This window comes from Marivirga tractuosa (genome assembly GCF_042140215.1).
Taxonomy (GTDB): Bacteria; Bacteroidota; Bacteroidia; order Cytophagales; family Cyclobacteriaceae; genus Marivirga; species Marivirga tractuosa_A.
Genome location: NZ_CP159478.1, coordinates 4,597,726 through 4,609,933 on the forward strand (window position 1 = coordinate 4,597,726; position 12,208 = coordinate 4,609,933).

The window sequence follows — 12,208 nt, forward strand, 5'->3', positions numbered from 1 at the left end:
AGTGTGTTTATAGGGATTTTAAGCTATTACACGGAGTATAATTACAACCGTATGTTAAGGTATAAAAAAAATGCTAAATAATCTAAGTTACTGTAAATTAAATTGATAAATATTTCCTCCAATAAGATTCATCTCTTTTTCATCTACCACAATTAGTTCATTTTCGTTTTTGAAAACAATACCTGCTTTATGCGAATAATGATTTAATTTATACTCCTTAAATTTACCTTTTGAAAATTCGGGATACTTGAAGTCTTCTATTGTGATGATTCTGTTATGGAATAATAATGCAATGGTTTTATTATTATTTGATATATCAGCACCAGTAATCCAATTATTTACCATAACCCCATCAAGTTTAAATGCATCAACCTTTTTTGCCATATATTTACCACTTTTTATAGGTAAGGCATAAACATTTATAATTTGATTATAAGGTTTAGTCCTGTTTTTTGTGAATAGGTACAAAGAATCATTAAGGCAAAAAAATGCATCAACGTCAAAATTATTTCTATTGGGAAGGGGAGGGAAATTTTTCTGGTCTTCAAAACTAAACTTTATGACTTTTGCTAATGTTATTTCCTTTGTAATACTGTCAGGATTAGGAATGATATATATTTTCAATTCCCTTTTGTCAGACTTATTATTGCCAAAAGCCCCAATATATAAATTACCATTATTATCCTTTGTTAAATCTTCCCAGCCCCTATTTTTATTGGCCAAGTGAACAGTTTTTACTAGATTACCAGAAGAATCAATTCCAAAAAGCACTGGTATCCCTCCATCATTATGAGTCCAGAATACTTCATTATTAAATGTTTCAAGCCCCGATCCTTCATTGATGGTTTCAGGCAAGGTGCCTATCTGGCGGAAACTAAACTGTCGGGTTGAAATTTGCTCCAGTATAGGTTGGCTAATTTCCTGTGCCGAATTAGTGAATGAATAAATTACTAATGAAAAACATAAAAAAAAATATTTCATAATTCTGTCAGTGCTTTTCTGGGTGAAAATGACTTATAAGTTTCTAGCCACTTCTCGGCTGATAATTTCCAGCTAAAATCATTGCTTCTTTTAAGGCCCTTTTCAGTCATTGAAACTTGTTTTGCTTCATCTGACAAGGTCAATTTTATTTTTTCCGCTATCTCCATCGTTTTTAGTGGATTCACATAAATTGCAGCATCTCCTCCTACTTCTGGTAAAGAAGACAAATTTGAAGTGATTACTGGTGTTCCGCAAGCCATAGCTTCCAACACAGGGATTCCGAAACTTTCACGAGTTGAAAGAAATAAAAATAAAACTGCGCCATTATAAATATTTACCAAATCATGATTGGAAACATATCTTTTAGTGGTGATATAATTTTTCACCTCCTGCAAATGATTCCTATTTAAAATATTTTGGAAATATTTTAATTCAACATCTAAAACTACAAGAGGAACTACTTCTTTAGATGGTGTATTTCGGACATAGTTAGCATATGCTATGATAGAATTCTCCGTATTCTTTCTTGGATCTCTACTACCAAAAAGTAATATATACTGCTCTGGAAAATCATTTTTTTTGAGAAACTTAATAACTTTTTCCTTGTCTTCTTCTACCTTAAAATATTCGGAACAAGCATTATAATAAGTTTTCAATTTCTTTTCGGATATATTGAAATACTTCGATATTTTTTTCTTTTCATAATTTGAAACCGTCCCAATTTTAGCGCACTTATGGACAATTCTTGGAACGATTAGTCGTCTATATAAATTTCCAATTCTTTGATAAAGACTACCTTGAATAATTTGTAATTTCTCAAGATAAATTATATCGTGAAGAGTAAGTATCAAAGGAATATTTAAAAATAGCGGAGCAGTATTCGAGGTGCAATGCAATAAGTCTATCTCATTATTTTTTGCTAGCATTGGGAGGTATAACTGCTCCCAGATCGCATAATTTGAGGAATATTTTTGAACTAAATGAAAATTGGAAGGAGCGTTTAAAAATATACTAGAAATATCTTCATTTTTTGAATTACTAAACACAAAATACTCATTTTCAGTATCTAATAATTGCAATGCTCTAATAAGTTCAATAGTCACAATATCCATCCCGTGCTTTTTATCACGGAATATCCGTTGAGCTTCTATGCCGATCTTCATTTTCAAATGGTTCTAAGGTTCTAATAATCAAGTTAAATAAAAAAACTTGAATACTTTTCTGATTAACTGTAACTTTAATTAAATTAATTTATCATATTCATTTTCAATTTTATTTACCATCAATTTAATAGAAAACTCTTCATTAATTTTTTGATATGCTTTTTCTCCAAAACTTGTAATTAACTCTGGATTATTTGCCAGTTCTAGAATTGCATTTTTTAATTGTTCTGGATTAGATTTATCAACAATCAATCCATTTTCTCGGTTCTGTATGACTTCTAATATCCCATCAGCTGGACTTACAATACACGCCTTTTTCATAGACATAGCCTCTAGTAAGCCAATTGGTAAGCCTTCCCATAAAGAAACTAGGCAATATACATCAATAGCTGCCAATACTTCTGGCATATTTTGATGAAAAGGAAGAATTATTACTTTGTCATGCAAATGATAATAGGAAATCAATTCTTTTTTTTCTTTATCAAGCTCTCCTTCTCCAATCAAAACTAATCTTATTTTTGGATTCTCTTTTTGAGCAAGATTAAACCCTCTAATCAAATTCAAAGGATCTTTTTGAAAAGTCATTCTAGCTATTAAGCCATACCAAATGAATTCCTTTAACAATCCATTCTTTTTCCTAAACTCATTATCATCAGTTAAGTAATTAAATTTATCACGATTAATTCCGCATTTTATTAAAACGGATTTATAATTTTTATAAAGTCGTTTGCCAGTTTTCTGATTTGACTGAGAAACATTAATTACCAAATTAACTTTTTTAGAAATAAAGGCTTCACCCAATTCCCGAATAATTCTAACTAATCGGCTTTGCGCATCATTGAAAGACCACCCATGAACAGTATAAAGAATTGGCTTTTGTAAAATCTTTGATGCAAATAATAGGTTAGACGCTGCTCGAGTCCCGTGAGCATGAATAATATCAATTTCATACTTCTTAATCAATTTAATGACTTTGATAATTACAAAAAGATCAAAAGACTTATTAGTTTTAATTACCTGTACTTCTATACCAATATTTCTAAGGTTAGTCACCATTGGCCCTTCAGTGAACGATAAGACGACTGGCTTAAATCTATCTTTATCTAAATTTTTAGCCAGATCAAAAACGTGTGTTTCACCACCACCGATTTTACCTTGCCTTATACCAAGCAAGACATTAATTTTTGATTTTTCTTTACTCATATTTGGGTTTCGTAAAATGCCATTTTATAGCATTAATGTAAGCCCTAAAATGGCCATTTTTCCTATCAAAAGAAGATTTCATTAATTTGGAAGTCGACACTATAAAAAACAAATAGAAAAGCCCTACCACTCTCTTTATCCCTTGGAAATTTCTTTTTACAAACAATATTCGATTTCTATGCATATAATATGTTTTAAACGGGCTATTCTTGCCTACAGACATGGATTCTTTATGGTAAATAATTGCTTTTTGTTCCACTTTCACTTCAAAACCTGCTCTTATTATCTGCTGAGCCCAATCCAACTCTTCATAATATAAAAAATAGAGTTCTGGCATTCCGCCCACTTTCTCTATTACTTCCCTTGGCACCATCATAGCCGCCCCATGACCAGCGTATGTACTCAAATAATTTTCATATTCATGCCCGTCTTCTTTCTTATTTCCATAGGCAAAATTGCGAGACAAAATATTAAGCGGGGAAAAGCCTGCATACTGAATAATATTGGTTTCATAAAATTTAATTTTGGGGGATAACATGCCAATTTTATCATTTTCCTCAAATCTTTGAAGAAGAATATCTACTAAATTATCAGAAATTATAGTATCATTATTTATAAAAAATAGATATTTCCCTTTGGCATGTTTAATCCCTAAATTATTTCCTCCTGCAAATCCAAGATTAGTATCGGACTTAATAACTTTAGCGTCTGGAAATTTGGAATGGATTAAGGGATTTGGATCTTCATTTGACCCATTGTCAACAACAATCACTTCATATAAATAGTCTTTATTCTCCAACTTAAAGATAGAGGAAAGCAATTCTATAGTATCTTCTAAACCATTAAAATTGACAGTAATGAAACTAACATCTACAAATTTCATATATATATCATTTCAAAATCAGCTTTCTATCTGCTTCCAAACCATATGATATCCTCCTGACATCCCTGTTGGTAAGTAATCTGCAATTTTAGAATCAAATTTCTGAATACTCATAGAATTCCTAGCGACAATTGAAAATGGAAAAACATCATCTATAAAGTTAGCCGCACTAAGCTTAATAATTTCAAAGCCTGAATTTTCTGCTAACTTTTTCAATTGTTTTTTTGTGAAAAATTGAATATGGTCTAAATCAGATGCTGCAGATTGAATAGTTGTTCCAGAATAACCTAACTTACTCTTCACTGTGCTCAACAATTTCCAACTTAAACCATTGTTATTTCTGATCTTAATGAATGGTCGAGTAACAAACATCTCTCGAGGTCCTATTCCATTAGGGACAGTAACGATTAACACTCCATCATTTTTAATTAAATGACTTAACTCTTGAAGAAGGTTTTCAGGATGATGCAAATGCTCCAATACCTCTGAACAAATCACAACATCGTACTTCTTGCCTTTTAATTTTAAAGTCTCAGCATTTGCCTTTTCAAATATCACGTTTGAAAATTTATTTTGACTTTTGGCAATATCCAATGCATCTTCGCTTAATTCTATCCCATGAACATTGTAACCTAGTTCGCCAAGGTTTAGACTGATTATACCATTACCACAGCCTACATCAAGTACATTAACATCTTCAGGAGATTTGTATCCATCCTTTAAAGTTGATACAATAAAAGCCAATCTTTTAATGTCAGCATACCTTGTATATTTCGGTGTTATTTTCGATTCCATTACAATGTTATAAATTTTTATGAGGAGTGTGAATAAATGTTTTTTTAGACTCTTTCAATTTGAACAGTATTCCCAACATTGTGAAGAGTAATCTAGGGATTCTTATTACTGCATAAATCAAATTCTTGTTGAAATACACTTTTGGAACAGCCAAAAACAAAGTCGCTAAATAAATTAATAAAGTTGTTATCCAAAAAATTGATGGGATCAAAAATAAATCAGATAAAAAAGTAGACATGACTATTAAAAGAACAAACAGACCCAAATTAAACATTCTAGGGAGTTGTGCTTGAATCAGCACTGCCATATGAAACAGATCAAAATTACCTTTGAATAAAGATTTAATTCCTATTGAAAAATATCGTTTCAAGAACATAAAATGGCTTGAAATCCATCTTGTTCGTTGTTTCTCAAACACTTTTATATCTTCTGTCTTTTCATCATATACATAAGCCTCTTTCAAGTAATTAATATGAAGAGAATCTTTTAATATCTCTATTTGAAATTCTTTATCAAAACCACCAATGGCGTCTGAACATTTTAATTTTTGATATATCAAATCATAAGAAAAAGCCATTCCAGATCCAGCTACAGGACTAGAAACTCCTAAGCCTTCTGCTCCTTGCCTAAAAATCGTATTGCTAATTTCTTCACTAATTCCATCTAAAACAGAATAAGAGGTATTGACATTCTTAGCCTTTCTTCTTCCTTGAATAGCAACTGAACCATTTTTAAATGAAAGGGCAAGATATCTGAGAAAATCTTTACTCATTACATTATCAGCATCCAATATTACAACATGACTATAATTAGGGTAATTATTCAGTGCACTAGAAATAGCCTTTGCCTTTGTACTTTTTTCAAAAGAAACTACATGAGTAATAACATCTGTTTTCTCAAGTTCTTTTAAAGTTGAAGATTTTAATTGGTCTGCTATAACGATTAAATCAAATGAATCTTTAGGGAAATCAACTAATAAATTTTTCTTAACAGTATTTAAAATAACAACATCCTCCTTATAAGCAGGAATTAAAACAGCAAATTTAATACCTTCTGGAGGATTATTATTTATCTTTAGTTTCTTTTTGTAATTACGAGAAGCGACAAGAAAAATCAAATTATATATAACTATAAATACGATGTACAGCTGTACAACTATCTCTATTGTGTTTATTACAACAATCATGATCAAACCCTTTCTTCTTGCAACAAGGCAGGTACGGTTTTCCACAACAGCATTAAATCCTTTTTAAAGGAACTGTTCTTTGCGTATTCAATATCCAAAGAAATTCTTTCTTCTTCAGACATTTCAGCTTTCCCTCTTTTAGTAACTTGCCATAAACCAGTTATTCCTGCCGCAGCCATAAACCTTAGGGCACAATGATCTTTAGTTAATTGTTGAGCTTCATAAAGTGGCAATGGCCTATTGCCAACAATAGACATATCTCCTTTCAGTACATTGATTAATTGAGGAAGTTCATCTAAACTGGTATCTCTTAAAAACTTGCCGAATCTGGTGATTCTTGGATCATCTTTAATTTTGAAAAAAACAGAGTTTACGCTAGAAGCGTTATCTACATCAGAATTACCTCCATATTGATTTAAGTGGGAAAGCTTACTAAGCTCCTTATCCGCACCATCTGCCATGGATCTGAATTTTAAAAAATTAAAGATTTTGTACCCTACGCCTGCTCTCTTAGACACATAAAACACAGGTCCTCTGGACTCCAATTTTATGATCAATGCAATTAGGAACATTATCGGACTGATCAATACTAGTAAACTTCCAGAAACTATAATATCAAACAACCTTTTAGTAGTTCCGATTTTATAATTTGCAATTTTATCTTTTGTGTCGTTTTCCTCCCTGGTCAGCTTTTTGAAAAGCTTAAGAAAATCTATCCAATAATTTAATTTCTCTGGGTCAAAACCAACTGGGAAACAATCATCTGCCCCCACTCTAAGTATTTTTTTCTTCGTTTCTGTTTCAACTTCATCAGATACAATTATTATCGGAATAATATTATTTGTAGCTCGAACATTATGACCAAGCTCACTTAGATTTTTGAAAAATATGTGATCTAAATAATTTGTATGAAAAATAATTGCATCAGGTGCATCACTTGATGAAATTTGTTCAATAGACTTTATTAAGTTGTGAATACTATATTTCTTTATTTGAGCAAACATATTTAAGTTAGGCTCATTAAAGGCTTCATTACTTACATAAAATATTTTCTTATTAAAGGCCTTATCCTTTATTAAAGAATCGTTGTCAATTTTATTATTAAAAAGTTTATTGTTAGTATCCATATAATTATTGCTCAATTTTTCCTTTAAAAACTCCATCTAACAATTCATATAATTGCTCAGGGTCAAATGGTTTCTCCAAATAACCTTTAGCTCCCAACTTCATACATCGGTTTTTGAAAGCTTCATCAGTTCTGCAACTGACAAACACGAAAGGTATTTCAGAAAACATTCCGCTTTGTGAAATACTTTTAAAAAAATCGTATCCATTCATTTTAGGTGTATTAAAATCTGAAATAATCATTGAAGGAATATTGCCTTCTGAAAGCCATTTCATCCCTGCCAAACCATCATTTTTAAATATTAATTTATAGTACTTTTTCAATAAAACATCCAATAAATATCTCATTGGTTCATCATCCTCAATTATTAAAATTGTATGTTTCATTAACATGTATCTTTTCTACAACTATTAGATTAATAATTTATGATGCTATTTTAACTTATTATCAATATATTTATATTAAATTGATTTATTTCAATACCTAAAATTAGTTATTATTAACTATCTATCACAAAAATTAGATGTATTTTTTTTGTCTTTTCATGGATAAATCGTTGACTAAGCTAATTATCTTGTTAAATAGCAGGTTTTTACAGACAAACACAGATATATTTAGACTAAGGTTTTTACTATTTATTACATCTATAAATTCCTTCCATTTAATTTCTACAAAATCAATGTGAATGGGAATAAAAATTAACTATTATCATGTAAGATATTTAAGATAATTTATATGTATTATTACGTCTAGGAATATTTATTGTTCAATAAGTAATAATCGAAAATCCTAGATTTCATCAATTACTATTTATTATGAAAAAAACACTCTTAATATTTACACTGACATTATTGATAGGAATTAGTGCTTATGTTGCCTATAAAAAATTCTACCCTAAAATAGTGGCTCAAGCTGTGGTAGATAAAAAATACCTTAATCTTCTTCCAAAAAAATACAGTGAAAAACTAACTACAATTAGCGATACAGTGAATAGCAAACTTGATAAAGTAATTACCAGCACTGCTACGGAAGGAATTGAATTAAAGCAGTTAGAGAATGCTGTTTTAGAAATAAAAAAAGAGGACGTTGAATTAATCTATCAAAAATTAAGGAAAACCAATATTAAATCTGTTGAACAAGTTTTTGACACTATCACCAATAATATAAAAATAAAAAGCTTTAACCTTGAAAGTTTAAGAGAGCCCTTTCTACATCACGTAGAAAAAAAACATATCAAAAAGGGCATGAAATATATTGAAATGCATGATTTGTTCAATACAATAGACGAAGAAAGCGCACGGCAAATTGCCCTTCAAATATTAAAGCAAAAAGAATCGAAAATTAAAAAGAAGCTAGAAGAAACCAATTAACCTAATTGATTTTAATTTCCTCAAAAGGAGTAACCATCCAATGCATCGGAATGTCAAATTGATCAATAAATAAATCCCCCTCTATTAATGGACCTAAAGTAACTCCCACAAATAGAGTTCTACTATTACAATTCTCCAGAAAACGATCATAATACCCCTTTCCATAACCTATTCTATGACCGTTCTTGCTTCCTATAACCATAGGGACTAACACACATTCAATTTCATCGATTGAGTAGGCTTTTCCATCTTGAGGCTCTGGTATACCCCATTTATTTTCTAAGAAAGTTGTATTTTCTTTGATTTCAACATGGCTCATAATAGGGCTATATAAATCAGAAATTGCCGTAATCACATCAATTTCTGGTTTTTCGCTCCATAAGTATTGTATAAAAGGAAAAGTATCTGGCTCTTTGTTATTTTTTATAGGGATGAAAGTATGGATACTTTTAAATTGATTAACTCCAAAGAAGTCTATTAAACGATTGCAAAGCAACTGATTCCTTCTTTCATATTCAGTTTGACTTAAAAACCTCCTTTTTTCTAAATAAACTTTCCTCAAAGTATTTTTATCCATCCCATCGCATTATGTGGAATTGCAAATTAAATGGATCAAAAGCCTTTATCAACTTTTTAATGAATTTATCATCTGCTTTATAATACGGGATAAAATTTTCTTTACGCTCTTGCAATCCATTTGCAGGGAAAAGGAAATCTTTAACCTCATCAATTTGCCGCATTTTATCCGAATGCTTTCTTTTCTCTGCAGCCATCATCTTCTTCTCTATTTTATCAATAGCATTACTGATTTTCTCAGTCTCCGCCTCAGTCATTTGAGCAAGGCTTGGATCAACATCTCCAGCATATCCTCTTATTGCGGTGAGCAATGTATTCAATTGCTGGCGCTCATCATTTAAGTTCAATTTTTGAGCACTAATCTTTTTTGTGATTTCTTTTTTAAGCACTTCTCTTTCTACAAAGAGATCCAAATCCTTTAGCTTAAGTTTTTTAATTTTGTGCCGTATTCTGTTCGGAATTATCATTCCAAAATTACGAGGTAAAAGAATTGGAAAAGGAATATGCTGAGAATCAAAGACAGGCTTCAACTGCATCCAGTAAGCTACCTCAGCTGGGCCTCCTGTGTAGGCTAAGTTTGGTAGAATCACCTCCTGATAAACTGGTCTTAATATTACATTAGGACTGAAATTTTCAGGATGTTCATCAATCTCCTTTTCGATTTCCTCTTCAGAAAAGCTAATGTCAGTATTTAAAACATTAAACTTTCCTTCTTCCTTTACTATCCTTTCTCTTAATCCATCCTTCAAATAAAAGAAGTTAATCTCTCTTGGGTAGGTCTGAGTTTTATACCCCATATCATCTAAAGATGTAGAGCATTTTTCCACCAATTGATTAGCCGTATTCTTTAAAATATCATCATGGATAATAGTTTTAAATTCTGCTTTCAATTGTACATTATCTGCATCTAATACCAATAATCCATATTGTCCGTAAAATGCATTCACATATTCCCGAACCGCATCAGCCAGGTTTTCAGCTTCTGCATATGCTTTATAAAAGATACTGTCTTGTCCAGCAATATTGGCAGCCAGCTCAGCCAAGCCTTCTGTATTCATCCTGCCTACAGCTCCACTTTGCTCAGTATTCCATTTATATTTTTTACCATCAGCCTGCATGCTTTTAATTTCATCCAGATCATGGTCTTCTGAAGCCATCCAGTAAACAGGCACAAAACTATATTCTGGATACTTAGCCTTTAATTGTTGACAGGCATTTATAACCGTGATGATCTTAAAATGAAAATAAAGTGGCCCCGTAAAAATATTAAGCTGATGCCCAGTGGTAAGTGTAAATGTTTTAGCATCCCCCAGGTTTTCAATATTCTTTTTAACCGCCTCCTCAACTTTGGAAACCTGAGTATATTGATTTTCTAAAACCTGAACAAGGACATCCCGATTGATCTTATGTTGTGATTTCTCCTGAATTTGGTCTTGAAAAGCCTCTAGATTTGGGTAGCGATGGTAGAATGGCTTTAGTTCTTCTTTTTGTTGTATAAAATCATTAAATATAGGCGCAAAAAGCCCTGTTTCAGAAAAATCAATACACCCTACCTTCATATTTTAATGTTATTTCAAATTACCATATAAGTCAAACTCTGTGGCATCTGTGATTTCTACTTCTACGAAATCCCCTATTCTGGCATAGCTTTCAGTAGCATCTATCAATACTTCATTATCTACTTCAGGAGAGTCATGTTCTGTTCTACCAATGAAAAATCCACCTTCTTTTCTATCTACCAAAACTTTAAATGTCTTACCGATTTTCTCTTGATTCAATTCTTGAGAAATCTGAGTTTGTAATTCCATTACGGCATCTGCTCTTTCTTGTTTGGTTTCATCGGGAACATCATCCTCAAAACTGAAGGCATGAGTATTTTCTTCATGGGAATACGGGAAAATACCTAGTCGATCGAATCTGGTGTTTCTAACAAAATCCATCATTTCTTGAAAATCTTCTTCTGTTTCTCCAGGATGTCCAGCAATCAAAGTAGTTCTCAAGGCTATTCCAGGGACTTTCTCACGAATACGCTCAATTAAAGCTTCTTGCTTTTCACGAGTAGTACCTCTGCGCATCATTTTCAACATTTTAGTAGATCCGTGCTGAAGTGGCATATCTAAATAATTACAGATATTATCACGTTCCGCCATCACATCCAAAATATCCTCTGGGAAACCAGTTGGGAAGGCATAATGCAATCTAATCCATTCTATTCCTTCCACATCAGAAAGCTGTTTTAATAATTCAGCCAAATTTCTCTTCTTATAAATATCTAATCCGTAGTAAGTAGAGTCTTGTGCAATAAGTAAAATTTCTTTAGTACCATTTCTGGCCATATTTTTAGCTTCCTTCACCAATTCTTCAATCGGACGAGAAACGTGTTTACCACGCATAATCGGAATCGCACAAAATGAACACGGACGATCACATCCTTCAGCTATTTTCATGTAAGCAAAATGATTAGCAGTGGTAGTAATTCTTTCGCCCACTAATTCATGCTTATAATCGGCATTGAATTTTTTTAGCAACATGGGCAATTCCATAGTACCGAAAAAAGCATCTACCTGCGGAATTTCTTTTTCTAAATCATCTTTATATCGCTGAGAAAGACATCCTGTCACATAAAGTTTCTCAATTATCCCTTCTTCTTTTGCATCCGCATAGCGCAAAATAGTATCAATAGATTCCTGCTTGGCATTATCTATAAATCCACAAGTATTTACCACGATGATATTGGAATCATCCTTTTCTGATTCATGCGAAACATCAATGTCGTTTCCTCTCAACTGTGTGATCATCACTTCCGAATCCACCAAATTTTTGGAACATCCAAGCGTAACCACATTTACTTTGTCTTTCTTTAATCCTTTCGTCTTCAAAATTTTCTCCTCTTTAAAAATATCTTTGTAACAGATTACATAAAAT

General features: G+C 31.7%; 12 protein-coding genes. 1 reads left to right on the top strand and 11 read right to left on the bottom strand.

Going from position 1 to position 12,208, the window contains the following annotated elements; translation table 11 throughout:
* Window positions 1-87: 87 nt before the first annotated feature.
* The 8 genes from ABWH96_RS20375 to ABWH96_RS20410 form a co-directional block, all read right to left on the bottom strand.
* Window positions 88-981, bottom strand: coding sequence for a hypothetical protein (locus ABWH96_RS20375; RefSeq protein WP_375579331.1), 894 nt, complete (start codon window positions 979-981; stop codon window positions 88-90).
* On the bottom strand, window positions 978-2,144 hold the full coding sequence (locus tag ABWH96_RS20380; protein WP_375579332.1) for a glycosyltransferase family 4 protein: 1,167 nt from the start codon (window positions 2,142-2,144) through the stop codon (window positions 978-980). Before ABWH96_RS20380 ends, ABWH96_RS20375 begins: the two co-directional genes overlap by 4 nt.
* A gap of 78 nt (window positions 2,145-2,222) precedes the next feature.
* Window positions 2,223-3,347 (bottom strand): glycosyltransferase, encoded by a 1,125-nt coding sequence (locus tag ABWH96_RS20385; protein ID WP_375579333.1) that lies wholly within the window; start codon window positions 3,345-3,347, stop codon window positions 2,223-2,225.
* Window positions 3,340-4,230, bottom strand: a complete 891-nt coding sequence (locus ABWH96_RS20390) for a glycosyltransferase family 2 protein (RefSeq protein WP_375579334.1) — start codon at window positions 4,228-4,230, stop codon at window positions 3,340-3,342. The genes ABWH96_RS20385 and ABWH96_RS20390 overlap by 8 nt, the downstream gene beginning before the upstream one ends.
* An 18-nt stretch (window positions 4,231-4,248) precedes the next feature.
* Complete coding sequence (locus ABWH96_RS20395; RefSeq protein WP_375579335.1) at window positions 4,249-5,025, bottom strand: methyltransferase domain-containing protein; 777 nt, start codon at window positions 5,023-5,025, stop codon at window positions 4,249-4,251.
* A gap of 7 nt (window positions 5,026-5,032) precedes the next feature.
* Window positions 5,033-6,256: a glycosyltransferase gene (locus ABWH96_RS20400; protein ID WP_375579336.1), complete on the bottom strand. Its 1,224-nt coding sequence runs from the start codon at window positions 6,254-6,256 to the stop codon at window positions 5,033-5,035.
* Complete coding sequence (locus ABWH96_RS20405; RefSeq protein WP_375579337.1) at window positions 6,214-7,338, bottom strand: sugar transferase; 1,125 nt, start codon at window positions 7,336-7,338, stop codon at window positions 6,214-6,216. Before ABWH96_RS20405 ends, ABWH96_RS20400 begins: the two co-directional genes overlap by 43 nt.
* A gap of 4 nt (window positions 7,339-7,342) precedes the next feature.
* On the bottom strand, window positions 7,343-7,723 hold the full coding sequence (locus ABWH96_RS20410; protein ID WP_375579338.1) for a response regulator: 381 nt from the start codon (window positions 7,721-7,723) through the stop codon (window positions 7,343-7,345).
* Window positions 7,724-8,152: 429 nt separating this feature from the next.
* On the opposite strand from ABWH96_RS20410, the gene ABWH96_RS20415 reads away from it, so the two are divergent.
* Entirely contained in the window at window positions 8,153-8,707 is a 555-nt protein-coding gene (locus ABWH96_RS20415; RefSeq protein WP_375579339.1) for a hypothetical protein, read from the top strand.
* A 1-nt stretch (window position 8,708) separates the two neighbouring features.
* Here the strand turns inward: ABWH96_RS20415 and ABWH96_RS20420 are convergent, their stop codons facing one another.
* From ABWH96_RS20420 to rimO, 3 genes are read right to left on the bottom strand one after another with little or no spacing between them, the layout of a single operon-like run.
* Complete coding sequence (locus ABWH96_RS20420; protein ID WP_375579340.1) at window positions 8,709-9,284, bottom strand: 5-formyltetrahydrofolate cyclo-ligase; 576 nt, start codon at window positions 9,282-9,284, stop codon at window positions 8,709-8,711.
* Window positions 9,277-10,842 (bottom strand): bacillithiol biosynthesis cysteine-adding enzyme BshC, encoded by a 1,566-nt coding sequence (bshC, locus tag ABWH96_RS20425; RefSeq protein ID WP_375579341.1) that lies wholly within the window; start codon window positions 10,840-10,842, stop codon window positions 9,277-9,279. Before bshC ends, ABWH96_RS20420 begins: the two co-directional genes overlap by 8 nt.
* Before the next feature lie 9 nt (window positions 10,843-10,851).
* Entirely contained in the window at window positions 10,852-12,162 is a 1,311-nt protein-coding gene (rimO, locus tag ABWH96_RS20430; protein ID WP_375579342.1) for a 30S ribosomal protein S12 methylthiotransferase RimO, read from the bottom strand.
* Between the last annotated feature and the right edge of the window lie 46 nt (window positions 12,163-12,208).